This window comes from Roseovarius sp. MMSF_3359 (assembly GCF_030733385.1).
Taxonomy (GTDB): Bacteria; Pseudomonadota; Alphaproteobacteria; order Rhodobacterales; family Rhodobacteraceae; genus Roseovarius.
Genome location: NZ_JASHJC010000006.1, coordinates 153,937 through 167,506, shown reverse-complemented (window position 1 = coordinate 167,506; position 13,570 = coordinate 153,937). Strand labels below are relative to the sequence as shown.

At 59.9% G+C, this 13,570-nt stretch carries 17 protein-coding genes; 5 read left to right on the top strand and 12 right to left on the bottom strand.

Going from position 1 to position 13,570, the window contains the following annotated elements; translation table 11 throughout:
- The first annotated feature begins 9 nt into the window (after window positions 1-9).
- The 4 genes from lspA (at window position 10) to RBB29_RS10810 (ending at window position 3,827) form a co-directional block, all read left to right on the top strand.
- Window positions 10-480 (top strand): signal peptidase II, encoded by a 471-nt coding sequence (lspA, locus tag RBB29_RS10825; RefSeq protein ID WP_306114243.1) that lies wholly within the window; start codon window positions 10-12, stop codon window positions 478-480.
- 52 nt (window positions 481-532) lie between these two features.
- On the top strand, window positions 533-1,051 hold the full coding sequence (locus tag RBB29_RS10820) for a DUF3035 domain-containing protein (protein WP_306114244.1): 519 nt from the start codon (window positions 533-535) through the stop codon (window positions 1,049-1,051).
- 137 nt (window positions 1,052-1,188) lie between these two features.
- On the top strand, window positions 1,189-2,517 hold the full coding sequence (locus RBB29_RS10815) for a pitrilysin family protein (protein WP_306114245.1): 1,329 nt from the start codon (window positions 1,189-1,191) through the stop codon (window positions 2,515-2,517).
- Window positions 2,514-3,827 (top strand): pitrilysin family protein, encoded by a 1,314-nt coding sequence (locus tag RBB29_RS10810; RefSeq protein WP_306114246.1) that lies wholly within the window; start codon window positions 2,514-2,516, stop codon window positions 3,825-3,827. The genes RBB29_RS10815 and RBB29_RS10810 overlap by 4 nt, the downstream gene beginning before the upstream one ends.
- A 73-nt stretch (window positions 3,828-3,900) precedes the next feature.
- Here RBB29_RS10810 and RBB29_RS10805 read toward each other — a convergent pair whose 3' ends face one another.
- The 12 genes from RBB29_RS10805 to RBB29_RS10750 all read right to left on the bottom strand — a co-directional run bounded on the left by RBB29_RS10805 (window position 3,901) and on the right by RBB29_RS10750 (window position 11,834).
- Window positions 3,901-4,308, bottom strand: coding sequence for a universal stress protein (locus RBB29_RS10805; protein ID WP_306114247.1), 408 nt, complete (start codon window positions 4,306-4,308; stop codon window positions 3,901-3,903).
- A gap of 135 nt (window positions 4,309-4,443) precedes the next feature.
- Window positions 4,444-4,941, bottom strand: a complete 498-nt coding sequence (locus tag RBB29_RS10800) for an SRPBCC domain-containing protein (RefSeq protein WP_306114248.1) — start codon at window positions 4,939-4,941, stop codon at window positions 4,444-4,446.
- On the bottom strand, window positions 4,938-5,273 hold the full coding sequence (locus RBB29_RS10795) for a helix-turn-helix transcriptional regulator (RefSeq protein WP_306114249.1): 336 nt from the start codon (window positions 5,271-5,273) through the stop codon (window positions 4,938-4,940). Before RBB29_RS10795 ends, RBB29_RS10800 begins: the two co-directional genes overlap by 4 nt.
- 153 nt (window positions 5,274-5,426) lie before the next feature.
- The gene (locus RBB29_RS10790; protein WP_306114250.1) at window positions 5,427-5,618 is read right to left on the bottom strand and encodes a Trm112 family protein; all 192 of its coding nucleotides are present in this window, start codon (window positions 5,616-5,618) and stop codon (window positions 5,427-5,429) included.
- A complete protein-coding gene (locus RBB29_RS10785; protein WP_306114251.1) occupies window positions 5,615-6,259 on the bottom strand; it encodes an LON peptidase substrate-binding domain-containing protein in 645 nt (214 codons plus the stop codon). The genes RBB29_RS10790 and RBB29_RS10785 overlap by 4 nt, the downstream gene beginning before the upstream one ends.
- Window positions 6,260-6,286: 27 nt before the next feature.
- Window positions 6,287-7,195, bottom strand: a complete 909-nt coding sequence (locus RBB29_RS10780) for a co-chaperone YbbN (protein WP_306114252.1) — start codon at window positions 7,193-7,195, stop codon at window positions 6,287-6,289.
- A gap of 91 nt (window positions 7,196-7,286) precedes the next feature.
- Window positions 7,287-7,577, bottom strand: a complete 291-nt coding sequence (locus tag RBB29_RS10775; RefSeq protein WP_306114253.1) for a hypothetical protein — start codon at window positions 7,575-7,577, stop codon at window positions 7,287-7,289.
- Window positions 7,567-8,619 carry a hypothetical protein gene (locus tag RBB29_RS10770; RefSeq protein WP_306114254.1) on the bottom strand — a complete coding sequence of 351 codons (1,053 nt, stop codon included), beginning with the start codon at window positions 8,617-8,619 and terminating at the stop codon, window positions 7,567-7,569. Before RBB29_RS10770 ends, RBB29_RS10775 begins: the two co-directional genes overlap by 11 nt.
- A complete protein-coding gene (locus tag RBB29_RS10765) occupies window positions 8,619-9,023 on the bottom strand; it encodes a hypothetical protein (protein WP_306114255.1) in 405 nt (134 codons plus the stop codon). The genes RBB29_RS10770 and RBB29_RS10765 overlap by 1 nt, the downstream gene beginning before the upstream one ends.
- Window positions 9,020-10,510, bottom strand: a complete 1,491-nt coding sequence (locus RBB29_RS10760) for an FAD-binding protein (RefSeq protein WP_371931476.1) — start codon at window positions 10,508-10,510, stop codon at window positions 9,020-9,022. The genes RBB29_RS10765 and RBB29_RS10760 overlap by 4 nt, the downstream gene beginning before the upstream one ends.
- Window positions 10,511-10,763: 253 nt before the next feature.
- Window positions 10,764-11,015 (bottom strand): hypothetical protein, encoded by a 252-nt coding sequence (locus tag RBB29_RS10755; RefSeq protein WP_306114257.1) that lies wholly within the window; start codon window positions 11,013-11,015, stop codon window positions 10,764-10,766.
- Window positions 11,016-11,834 carry a sulfotransferase family protein gene (locus RBB29_RS10750; RefSeq protein WP_306114258.1) on the bottom strand — a complete coding sequence of 273 codons (819 nt, stop codon included), beginning with the start codon at window positions 11,832-11,834 and terminating at the stop codon, window positions 11,016-11,018.
- Between the two features lie 152 nt (window positions 11,835-11,986).
- Here RBB29_RS10750 and RBB29_RS10745 point away from each other — a divergent pair, with 152 nt between their 5' ends.
- A complete protein-coding gene (locus tag RBB29_RS10745; RefSeq protein ID WP_306114259.1) occupies window positions 11,987-13,564 on the top strand; it encodes a DUF5928 domain-containing protein in 1,578 nt (525 codons plus the stop codon).
- The last annotated feature ends 6 nt before the right edge of the window (window positions 13,565-13,570 follow it).

The following is a 13,570-nucleotide window of genomic DNA, read 5'->3' as shown; positions in this document are numbered from 1 at the left end:
GGGCGCCTGATGCAACGGATCTTCTGGGCCGCGCTCATCACCTTTCTGCTGGATCAGGCCAGCAAGTACTGGGTGGTGCATATGATGAACCTCAAGGAGGTTCTGCGGATCGATGTGCTGCCACCGGTTCTGAATCTGCGCATGGCCTGGAATTATGGCATCAATTTCGGGCTTTTTTCGCAGGATAGCCCGATGACCCGCTGGATCCTGATCGTCATTGCACTGGGGATCACCATCGGCGTCCTGATCTGGATGAGCCGAAGCGTGACCAACCGCTGGCAGGAGATTTCGGCGGGTCTTCTCGTCGGTGGCGCCCTGGGCAATGTCATTGACCGTCTGCTCTACGGCGCGGTGGCCGATTTCCTCAACATGTCCTGCTGCGGCATCAACAACCCCTTTGCCTTCAACGTGGCCGATATCGCGGTATTTGCCGGGGCGATCGGGCTGATCCTTTTCACCTCGGATAAAAAGCCCTCGTGACCTTGGCAAAGCTATGCGATAAACCGGGGCAGGACTTTACAGGAGTGGGGCGATGAGCGTGTCGCGCGTATTGATGGTGATCCTGATGCTGGGCCTGGTTTCGGCCTGTGGCAACAAGGACAAACCGCTGACCCGGATCAAGAAGACGGGCAACGGGCCGGATGAATTTACTATTATCCCGGGCAAACCGCTTCAGGCGCCCGAAAGCTATGCAGCCCTTCCGACACCGACACCGGGCGGATCGAACCTCACCGATCAAAATCCGCTTGCTGATGGTGCTGCCGCCCTGGGTGGAAACGCTGCGGTGCTGGCCACCGCTGGCATCCCGTCGAGCGATGCGGGCCTCGTGCGTCATACAAGCCGGTTTGGCGTCGCCCCCGGCATTCGCCAGACCCTGAGCGAGGAGGACAAACAGACCCGTCGCCGCCATGGCCGCGTCAATATCCTCAACATCGGCCCGATCGACGACTACACCAATTCCTACAAGCGCCAATGGCTCGACAGCAATGCGGAGTTCCGCCGCCTGCGCCAGGCCGGGATCACGGTGCCTTCGGCTCCGCCCGAAGAGTGATCGACGCGGAGGGGGCCAGAACCGCTCCCTTGTCCGCTCACATCCCCGTCATGTTTCCACGTCTTGGCCTTGAACCGGGACGCAACCCTCGTATCTTCTAGGGCAACGCCCGCGTTTCGGGTCAGGAGGAGAGCCATATGCACAGATTAGTTGCCGCCATTGCCTTTGTTGTTGCTGCATTTCCCGCGCTGGCCAACGACAAGGTCAGCAATTTCATGCTGGATAACGGTATGGAGGTCGTGGTGGTCGAAGATCATCGCGCGCCGGTGGTGGTGCATATGGTCTGGTATCGTGCCGGATCCGCCGATGAACCGGCCGGTGACTCCGGGGTCGCACATTTCCTCGAACATCTTCTGTTCAAAGGTACCAAGACGCTGGCACCCGGCGAGTTTTCCGCAACCGTGGCGCGCAATGGCGGCACCGATAATGCCTTCACCAGCTATGACTACACCGCCTATTTCCAACGGGTCGCGGCAGATCGCCTCGAATTGATGATGCGGATGGAAAGCGACCGGATGAAGAACATCCAGCTTGGCCCCGAGGAAATTCTGACCGAGCGTGACGTGATCATCGAGGAGCGCAACCAGCGGGTTGAAAACAGCGCCTCTGCCCTTTTCCGCGAACAGATGAGCGCGGCACAGTATCTCAACCATCGCTACGGCATCCCGATCATCGGCTGGCGTCACGAGATGACGGCGCTGACGCTGGAAGATGCCTTGGCATTCTATGGCACCTACTATTCGCCCAATAACGCCATCCTCATTGTGGCCGGCGATGTCACCCCCGACGAGGTGAAGCGTCTGGCCGAGCAGTATTACGGCGTGATCCCCGCAAACCCCGACCTGCCCGAGAGGCTGCGTGCGCAGGAACCGGATCAGATGGCAGAACGCCGGATGGTGTTCGAAGACCCCCGCGTGGCGCAGCCCTATGTGGCGCGCTCCTACCTCGCCCCGGAACGTGACAGCGGTGCGCAGGAAGAAGCGGCGGCACTGACCATGCTGGCTGAACTTCTGGGCGGTGGCACAACGTCGGTCATGGCCGAAAAGCTGCAATTCGATGCGCAGATCGCCGTGCAATCCGGCGCGTGGTATAGCGGCTTGTCACTCGATGACACGACCTTCAACGTTTATGTCGTGCCAACTGCCGGTGTTTCGTTGCAAGAGGCCGAGGATGCGATGGATCAGGTGATCGCCGATTTCATGAAAGACGGGATCGACCCGGAGCACCTTGAGCGGATCAGGATGCAGATCCGCGCCGCGCTGATCTACGAGCAGGACAACGTCAGCACAATCGCCAATGAATACGGCCGGTCGCTTTCGCAAGGGCTGACCGTCGAAGATGTTCAGGCCTGGCCCGAGATCCTGAAAGCGGTGACCGAAGAGGACATCATGGCCGCCGCCGCCAAAGTATTTAACCGCGACAATGCCGTCACCGGATGGCTGCGCGCCCCGGAGGTGACCCAATGATCCGTTTCGCACTTGCCTTCGTCGCCCTCTTCGCCGCCCTGCCCGCCCGGGCCGAGGTCGAGATCAAGGAACTGACGACACCCGGCGGCATCAATGCCTGGCTGGTAGAGGATCATTCGATCCCCTTCATCGCACTTGAATTGCGGTTCCGTGGCGGCGCGGCGCTTGATCTTCCGGGGAAACGCGGGGCCACGAACCTGATGATGGCACTCCTTGAAGAAGGCTCTGCCGAGCTCGATTCGCGCGGTTTTGCCCGGGCGGTCGAAGGGCTGGCGGCGTCTTTTTCCTATGATACCGGCGATGACGGCGTTTCGGTTTCGGCCAAGATGCTGACCGAAAACCGGGCGGAGGCGGCGGCACTTCTGCGCGCAAGCCTTGTTGAGCCGCGGTTTGAACAAGCGGATGTTGACCGCGTCCGGGCGCAGGTGATTTCGATCATCCAGTCCGATCTTAAGGACCCGCGCGATATCTCTGCCAGCGCCTTTGATATCCTGGTCTATGGCGATCATCCCTATGGCAGTTCACGCAACGGCACGCTCGAAACCGTCGCGGCGCTGACCCGGGATGATATCGTGACCGCCCATGCCAATGCCCTGGCCCGCGACCGGCTCTACGTGAGCGCGGTGGGCGACATCACCGAAGCCGAGTTGATGGTGTTGCTGGACGACCTGCTGGGCGATCTGCCCGCGACGGGCACCCCCCTGCCCGCGGATGTCGATCCCAACCTGCCGGGTGGCGTCAAGGTGGTCGATTACGATACGCCGCAATCCGTGGTGACCTTTGCGCAGCCCGGGATCGACCGCGATGACGAGGATTTCTTCGCGGCCTATGTCCTTAACCATATCCTTGGTGGCGGCGGGTTCGAGAGCCGCCTGATGACCGAGGTCCGTGAGAAACGCGGCCTGACCTATGGCGTCTATTCCTACCTTCTGGATATGGATAATGCGCAGATTTGGATGGGGTCGGTGGCCTCCGCCAACGATCGTGTGGCCGAGGCGGTCAATGTGATCCGCGATGAATGGGCCCGCATCCGCGACGAAGGTGTGACCGAAGCCGAGTTGAACGATGCCAAGACTTACCTGACAGGGGCCTATCCGCTCCGGTTCGACGGCAACGGTCCGATTGCGAACATCGCCGTGGGCATGCAGATGGAAGGCCTGCCCACGGATTACATCGCCAATCGCAACGACATGGTGAACGCGGTGACCTTGGAAGACGTCAACCGTGTCGCGCGCGAATTGATGGACCCCGACAGCCTGACATTCGTGGTCACCGGCAAGCCGGATGGATTGGAAACGACGATAAACTAAGGTGGTACATCTCCAACGGCTGGCGCGACCTCGGGTGGTCGCGCCACGTCGGGGAAGTCAAGCGCCTGTCAGCTCAGTGGACGATCGTCACAGGACACGCGGATTTTCTAAGTACCTCTTGTGAGATCGACCCAAGCAGGAAGGCCTTGAACCCGCCGACCCCCGATGCGCCCATGACGATAAGATCGGCGTTTCCCTCGATGGCGACATCGACGATCTTGAAGGCCGTGTCCCGTGACTTTTCGACCTGAATGGTCGACTTGGTACAGGCTTGGGCAAGTGCGATCTCTTTGGATCGCTGCTCGATTTTCTGCACTTCCTCCGAACCGAGGGCCGGGTAGGCCCCTTTGCGGCCAACGACAATCAGCCGGACAATGAGAATGGTCAGTTCGGCATCGAGTTTGTCCGCCAGAGCTGCCGCGTGATCAAGTGCGCGGAAGGATGCATCGGATCCATCCACTGCCGCCAATATATGTTTCATTCCAACATCCTCCGCTTTCGACACTCTTCTAACCGAAGACGGGGCTGCGTGATTTGACCTCAGTCAAACCATCGAAGCAGAGTATTTGGAGACCTTCAAAGAGGTCATTGGCCGGGCGATCTGGCCCATATCACCTTAGTCGGTCGACCCCGCCTGCGACGCCGCCAATTTGGCCAGTTTGTCAAAGGCCTGGTTCCAGCCACCGGCGCCCGCGGTCCCTTCGGTGACGCCGACATGCACCATCACCATCCTGGTCTTGCCGCCCACGTCGCTCAGCTCCACGATCACCTCCGTTATGTCCGGAAAATCGTCGGGCATACCCATGCTCTTGGGCGAAATGATGTTGCCCGCTTCATCACAAATGCTTTCGGTATAGACGAGACGATTTGGCGGGCTGACCTCCTTGTAGACCCCGGTGAACCACATCGACATGGCCCTTTCCGGCGACTGCATCGCCATGCAGACCTTGCGCGTTCCGCCGACGGCAACATCCAATTCCGCGACAGGAACCGACATGCCGTTCGGCCCGTACCAGCGTTTGAAAAGCTCCGGGTCAGTCCACATTTGCCACACCAGGTCAATCGGCGCGTCAAACTCTCTCTCGATCCGGATCCAATTCTGTTGATCGTTCATGGTGATTTATCCTTCATGTCGTCCAGAAGCCGCCCCATCACGTCAAAACGCGATTCCCAGATATGGCGATATTTTTCCGTCCAGTTTGCCACCGCTTCGATGGGCCCCGTGTCGAGGGTGCAGGGGCGAAATTGCGCGTCTCTTTCGCGCTGGATCAATCCTGCCTCCTCCAGCACCCGGATATGTTTCGATACCGCGGGCAGAGACATCTCAAACGGCTCCGCAAGGTCGTTCACGGTGGCCTTCCCCTGCGCCAGACGCGCAAGGATCGAACGGCGCACCGGATGCGCCAAAGCAGCAAAGGTTGCATCTAATGTGTCGTCACTGTGCATGCGCATATATTAAACCAATACGTTAATTAATCAATAGGTTTAATACAAGACCTCAATACACAGCAAAAACCCACAGAATTTTCAAGGATCGGAAAGAGGTCGGCACGAGGCGGAGGCAAGTGCCGGTTTGTCCCCGGGTGCATCACGGGTGGCTCAGTCCAGCGTACGGGCCTCGTCGATGAGCATCACGGGAATGCCGCTGCGGATCGGGAAGGCAAGTCCGGCCGCACGGCTGATCAATTCCTGCGCATCCGCATCATATTCCAGAGTGGCCTGTGTCTGCGGGCAGACCAGCGCCTCCAACATATGGCGGTCGAACCCTGGACCCTTCGCGTCGTCGTTCATTGCATCAGTTCCTCATCATCGCCGCCCCGCAAGGCAAACTCGATCAACGTGATCAGCGTCTCGCGCCGGGTCGCCAATGAGGGCGCCTCCAACAGCGCTTGCTTGTCCTCCGGCTCGAATCCCAGGAGCATCGACAGCGAGTTGATCAAAAGCTCGTCATCGGCCTCTTTCAGGGATTCCCAGTCGGTCTGCAGTTCCCGCGCCTGGAAGTAGCGACCCAAGAGATCAAGAAACGGCCCGCGTTGAAAATGCACATCGACATCCTGCGGGCCCAGATCACGTTCGAACCCGGCCCAGGAAACCCGCGCGCGGCGATAGGGCGTAAACCCCTCGACCTCTTCGATGATGCGAAACCGCGACTGACCCGACAGGGTAATCATGTAGCGGCCATCCTCGGTCTCGGAGAACTGGGTCACGCGGCCGGCACATCCGATGGAATAAAGCGCATCATCGCAGCCATCCGGCACGCGGTTCGGCTGGATCATGGCGATGATCCGTTCGGGGGTTTTCAGCGCGTCATCCAGCATCGCCAGATAGCGCGGTTCGAAAAGGTGAAGCGGCAATCGCGACCGCGGTAGCAGGAGTGCCCCCGGCAAAGGAAAGATCGGGATGACATCCGGCAGATCGGCGGGCTTTTTCATGACTGTCAACCTAGCGCATGATGCGGCTCAGGCAAATATCATAGAACTCAATTTGCGGCGCCCGTTCAGGACCACCGGATCATTGGGTTTCAGCGCGTCGAATATCGTGAAGAGCTGCTGCTTGGCGGCGCCCTCATTCCACTCCGCATCGCGGCGGAAGAGTTCGAGCAACTGATCGACGGCTTCTTGTGCCTGGCCGTTGGCGTTCAATGCCTGCGCCAGGTCGAACCGCGCCTGATGATCGTCGGGATTGGCCTCGACCGCAGCGGACAACTCGCCCACCGGACCGGCATCCGCCGCTTGCCGCGCCAGTTCCAACTGTGCAAATGCGGCCTCGACCTCGGGTGTCTGGCTGATTTCCGCAGGCGCCCCGTTCAGGATCGCCTCGGCCTGATCCAGATCGTCCATCGCGACATGGGCGCGCGCCAGACCGGCATAGGCCGCGGCATTCGCCGGGTCTTCCTGCAGGATCGCGGCAAAGGTCTGCGCCGCATCGGTTGCGGCCCCTTCGTCAAGCATCTCTTCGGCGGCGGTAACGGCCTCGTCCAGCCCACCGCTTGCATCCCCGCCGGCCGCAGCCACGGTCCGTTCGACAAAGGCATCGATTTCCGACGGCGGCAGCGCGCCCTGGAACCCGTCGATCGGTTGGCCCTGCCAGAAGGCATAGACGGTCGGGATCGACTGCACCCGAAGCTGCCCGGCGATCCCCTGGTTTTCATCGACATTGACCTTGGCCATCCTGACCGCGCCCTTGGCCTTGGTCACCGCCGCCTCAAGCGCGGGGCCAAGTGTCTTGCAGGGGCCGCACCAGGGCGCCCAGAAATCGACGATCACCGGCACGGTTTTCGAGGCCTCGACCACCTCGGCCATGAAATCGGCTTCGGAGACGTCCTTGATAAGGTCTTGCGCGGGTGGTTGGGTGCCCAGTTCGATCATGTCGTGCCTATCCAGTTTGCTTGCACCATCGGGGTGAGGCTTACATGGCGTAGCTGGCCCGCTGTTGCAAGGGTTGCTGCGCAGAACTTGGTTAACGCACCGGCAGTGGCAAGCAGCCGGGAAGCCCCGCCGGCAGGACCAGCAGGCCCCCGGCCCGATAAAGCGCACGACCAAGGCCCGGCGCGTCGGAGCGAACCGCAACCCACATGCTGCCACGACCAACCACGGCGGCATCATCGGGCAGGTTTGCGATGAAGCCGTCTTGCGGGAGGAAAACGATCGCCCCGGGGGCCGCATCGCTTAGCAACATGACAGCCGACAGGGTCGCAACCCACCCGGCAAAGACACCCGCAATCGCAAAAAGCCAAGTCCTAATAGTCATGGATATGTTCAAGCGTCAGCGGGCCGGTGCGCATGTCCCGCAGGGCCTCAGCCAGATCGCCCACCTTCAGCAGGATCAGGTGGCGGAAATCGCCATATCCCTGCCGCGGAAAGCTGTAGAGCGCATCGTCCTTGCGCCCCCCCGGTGCCGTTGCGGTGAACAGAATGTCATCATTTCCGGCGATCTCGGTAAAATTCACGCCGTCCTGCGCCATCCGCTGCAAGATCTTCGTCAGGACCCGGTAGCGGGGTGTCTCAATCTCGATCCCGTCGCCCAGAGGGCCGATCACCGTCACCCCCTCATACGCGGCAAGCGCCTCGGGCGTCGTATCCCGCACCACCATGCGCAACGTCAGCTCATCCGCGCCGACATTGGCGACCGCCTGTTCGATGACCCCCGCGTAGATCGTCTTGACCCCGTATTCGAGGCTCAGCGCCAGAAGCCGTTCGGTATCGCGCAGACTGCCAGTGGTCCTATCGGCCAGCTCCTGCGCATCCATCGCGAAATCCCATTGATACCACGGCACCTGCTGCAGGAACTCGGCATAGGCTGCGGCCTGACGGGCCGATACATCGTCAAGCGGTGCGCGCGGCGCGTCCCGGGTCAGGGTGACCAGCCGGCCAACGGTTTCCTCATACGCGGCTTTGGCCAGCAACTCGGCGGTGAAACTGACCCCGATCGTATAGACCATCTGCTTGGTCTCCACCGGGAAACCCCCATGATCGGCGGAAGCATAGGACAGCTCGCATAGCGAGGACCAGAAACCGCGAATGGCGGAAATAAAGCCGAATTCATGCGGATCGCCCTCGGAAATCACCTTGGCATAATCATCATAGGCGTGAACGATATGCCATTCGGGATAGGTCAGCAGGGTGCGCGATTCCGGGCGGTGATGTTCTTCGGGCAGAAGGGCCGCGTAACTGGCATCGACCGGCTTGCGGATGCAGGCCATTTCGACATACCCCACCGGCAAAAGCAGCCCGCCCACCAGCAAGGCCAGTAGGAGCACCAGTCGAAAGAACCATTTGAAGAGCCGCCGCATCAGCCCCGGCCCCATTTCAGACCCGACCAGAGGGCAAAGCCGCCCAGCGCGATATGTGGCAGGTTGGCCAGAACGCGCAGCAGGGTAAAGGACATGCCCGCCGATGGGTTGGTGAAGATGCCCATGTCGAGATAGCCATAACCGGTGAAGAACCCAAAGACCCCGTCACCAATGTAAAGTGCGCCGAAGATCACCAGGAAAATCCGCGCGGCACGGTGGCTGATAAGCGCGGCGGACAAGGCCCAGAGGGCCGAGGCCACATGCAGCGCATCGTCAAAGAGGTCGAGCGCGAAGATGCCGAATGCCAGCCCCTGATCGTCGGTCAGACCGGGGATATAGTTCAGCGACGCGGCGATCATCAGCGCCACGAAATAGCCAAGGGAAATCTTTTGCAGAATACTCATAGCTTGCTCAAATACCTGTCCCAGAGGTTGTTGCGGAATGTCAGGGTCGGGTCGAGTACCCGTTTCGCGGCGGCGAATTCCGCCGCCCGCGGATAGGCGCGCGCCAGTTGATCCAATGTCGCATGCGGCCGGTAGGGCAGGTAATACGTGCCGCCAATGCCGGTAATGCCGTCGATCAGTTCCCGCGTCATCCGGGCCATATCGGCCTCGGCCCTTACGGTCATCTCCTGGCTGAAGGACATCACCGCGGCGATCCGCGGGACCGGCGCATAAGCGAGCCAGCTATCGGGGTCGGTGTCGATGAAGCGCAGCGTGACGTTCAGGAATTCCTGATAGGAGGCCGGGATCACCCGCTGGCAGATCGCGACGAATTCGGCGAAGCGGTCGGCCGAGACGAAGTATTCATGCAGGATATCAGTGCGGGTCGGATCGCGGTCGTCCAACGTGATGACCGGCTCGTTGATGAGCGAATTGCGCGTCGCCGCCCCGCCCGCAAGGCGTGGGCCGACATCGGTTTCCGTCCACCAGCGCAGGCGCTTGATCGCCTCATTACCAAGCTGCGCGCGATAGACATGGCGCGCCATTTTCGATGCAAAGCCCGAGCCGCTGGCGGCGGGAAGATCACTCTGATCCGCGGTCTCGCGATAGGTGATCATCAAGGCGTGCCGGAAGAAATTCGCACGGTCCACGTTCAACCGGCCATAGGCCATCGGCACATCGCCCGCCTCCAGCGCCGACACGAAGCGGTCGCCGAACTCCTCGGCGGGCATTTCCTCGAATGTGGGTTTGAGGCGCGTGTTCGGCACCATTTCCACATCCATCGACGTGATCGCCCCGGTCAGGCCATAGCCACCCATGGTCATGCCGAAAAGCGCCGCATTCTCGGTCCGCGAGCAGGTGACCAGATCGCCCGAGGGCAGCACCATGTCGAAACTGCGGACCGTGGCCCCCATCGGCCCCATCCGCACGGGCCAGCCATGGGCGTTCACGCAAAACGTCGCGGCCACGCCGAAATCGTTGTTGGATTGCATGACCTTGGGGCCAAATCCCAAGGGATCAAGCGCGGCGATCACTTGCGACCATCGCGCACCCGCGTGGACCCGGTAGATACCGTTTGCCATGTCCGGTTCGATCCAGCCGTTGTCATAGGTGACGGCATGTCCATCGGTCGGGATAGCCTGCCCGCCCATCGAATGCCGCGCGGCACCGACGTTGAACGCCCGGCCATTGGCCTCGGCCTCACGCAACTCGGCCCGGATGGCAGCCACAAGCGCATCGCCGGGATCATCCGTGAGGATCGCATGTCGGAAAATCGGTGTTTCGCTGAGCCCACTGGCGTCGTTCAATGTAGTGGCGGCCCCAGTAGGCTCTAGCGACCTGGTCCCTTCCAGGACGGGTTTGGCGGGGGTGAAATGCCGGGTCGCCCACCCGCCAATCACCGCGCCGCCGCCCAAGAGCAAAGTACGTCGGGAGATACTATTCATCATACTAAAATTTGCCCCTGAGAAAGAGTTTTCAATATTTCTTCGGAAATAGATAGGTCTGGAAATCCTGACCTTGTGCAACTATTGCACGAGCGCCTCACCTCAACTCTTTGCGAATGACGAGCTTCAGTCCTGAATAGGTCTGATCGACGGCGCATACTTTCACGTCAACCAGCCCCAGGGGCAGGGCAATCTCGCGGATCGTGTCTTCGGTCACATCCGACGGAACCTTCGATGCCTTCTTGGGCCAGCTTACCTAAATCATGCCATCGCGCGCCATCTGCGCCATCGCATCCGGCAGGAATGCTTCGAGATGGGCGCGTGATGCGGTAAAGACATGGATCACGTCGATGTCCGGCGCCACGCGATCTGATATTGAAATCTCCGGGGCGTCCTGCCCCAGCAGCTTCTGGTAGGTGGGCAGATCACCATCGGCGATAACGGCAACCCGTTGGCCGTGCTTCAGGCCTAGCTTGGCATGCAGCGGTTTTCCAGAATATCCCGCCATCTACTCCCCAAGTTTGACATGCACCTCGTCGAGGTCGATCTCACCAACAGGCATCTTGTTGGATGGATCGTGGAAATCGTATTTGAATAGCTCGAAATCGCGCTTGTAGATCTCATAGACCAGGTGCATCGACAGATCGTCGAAATAGTCCTCGACCGGATGGGCGCGTTTGGGGCCGTGGCCTTCGGATTCGTTGAACCGCGGGATCGCCTCGATATCGACCGCATTGGGCGTTTCGATGGATTTCAGGACGTCCGCCATCCCCTCGTTGAACTTCTCGGTCCAGAAAATCTTGTCATAGATCCCGCCATTCACGATGAAGGTTGAAACATGCCCGGCCTGCGCGGACCAGTGAATGTCCGGCTCCATCGGACGACGCCAGCGGATCGTGTCACGGGCAAACAGGAGAAAACGCCGGAAACTCTTGATCTGATCGAATTCCTGCTTGCCGTCGTCGCCGCCGACCTCGATCCCGTATTTCTGCACCAGAAGCGGCACCAGCTTGCCACGGTAGCGTTTGCCGTTGCGCTGAATGCCGCAGATCTTGTCGAAGAAGCTCGACAGGATGCGGGTGTAGGGATTGCGGACACAGGTAAAGGCATAGGATTGATGCGCTTTGACATTGGCCGAAATCGACGGCTGGCTTTCTTCACGCGCCCATTTGTGCAGCCCGTCGGTGGCATCGTGGATATCGCCATCGAAAAACGCGCCATGGTCCGAGTAATACATGATCTGACCGATGGTCGAGCAGGCACATTTCGGCACCACGCGATAGACCACGCTTTCACTTTCGGTCATCCAGGTGCCGGGAAACCCCATTTTGCCGCCTCCGCGCTCGATATGCCCCCTTTTTTGCAGGGCTTACTGGTTTCTAGCTTGATAAAAAAAGCAAAGATACCCTGTTTATTCAACGCTTGTTCATGCGTATCAATGTAAACAATCGCGGCAAGAGCAGGTAGATCGTTTCCCGTATGGCCAAAATCGCCTTCATTCTTCTGTGCCACAAGGATCCCGATGCGATCATTGGCCAGGCCGAGATGTTGACGGCGGCGGGCGATTACATGGCGATCCACTTTGATGCCAGGTCGAAGCCGGAACACTATCAGAAAATCCGCACGGCGCTCAAAGACAACCCGAATGTGTGTTTCGCCCGCAAGCGCGTGAAATGCGGCTGGGGCGAATGGTCTTTGGTGCAGGCAACGCTGAACACCCTGTCGACCGCCATCGACACCTTTCCGCGGGCCACACATTTCTACATGCTGTCCGGCGATTGCGCCGCGATCAAATCCGCCCGTTACGCGCATGATTTCCTCGATGCGCGGGACATGGATTACATCGAGAGCTTCGATTATTTCGAAAGCGACTGGATCAAGACCGGGATGAAGGAAGAGCGGCTGATCTATCGGCATTTCTTCAACGAGCGCAAGAACAAGCGCCTGTTCTACGCCAGCTTCAACGCGCAACGCAAACTCGGCCTGACCCGCGAAATCCCCCATGACATCCAGGTGCAGATCGGCAGCCAATGGTGGTGCCTGCGCCGCCGTACCGTCGAATGGATCCTGGATTTCACCCGAAAGCGCCGCGATGTGATGCGGTTCTTCCGCTCGACCTGGATCCCGGATGAGACGTTCTTTCAGACCCTCGTGCGCCATGTCGTCCCCGAGGGTGAGATCGACACGCGCACGCTGACCTTCCTGATGTTCAGCGATTACGGCATGCCGGTGACCTTCTACAACGATCACTATGACCTCCTGCTGTCGCAGGACTTTCTCTTCGCGCGCAAGATCAGCCCCGAAGCCCATGAGCTCAAGGAACGCCTCGGGGCGCTTTATGCCGATGACGACGCGCAATTCGCGATTTCGAACGAGGGCCGCAGCCTGTTCAAATTCCTGAGCGGCCGCGGCCGGATCGGGCGGCGGTTTGCCAGCCGCTTCTGGGAAACCGAAAGCACCCTGGGTCGCGAACGGGAGTTGATGATCGTGGTCTGCAAGAAATGGCACGTGGCCAAACGCCTGCTGGAGAGGATCCGGCAGGTGACCAACGTCCCCGCGATGGAATACGTCTTCAACGAGGAAGACACCGCCCTGCCCGACCTGGGCGGTATCCAGGCGAGCCTTGGCAAACGCACCCGGCATCGGCGCGCCCTGATGCGGATGCTGTTCGACTATTACGAGACCGACCGCCTGATCGTGTGTATCGACCCCGGGAACCTTGACCTGTTGCAGGATTTCTGCGGCGATAGGTCTACGACCAAACTCCTCGAGGTGCAGTGCGAGTTTACCGATGACTACCTGATCGGTCACGCGATGCGCGTCGGTCTGGCCGGAGAGCAGACCCCGATGGAAACACTGGAACGGCTTCTGCCCACGATCCGCGGCGACATGACGTTCGAAGCGGACAGGATCAGGGATGCCGAATTTGAAAACCACCTGGTGATGCGGCAATCCGCTGATCCGGACCGCAATGCCGATCTCCTGTCGCATTTCCTTGATCTTCCGGTGGAGAAAACGCAGAAAATCGTGGAACACGAACACCTTTTTGCCGACTGAGGACAC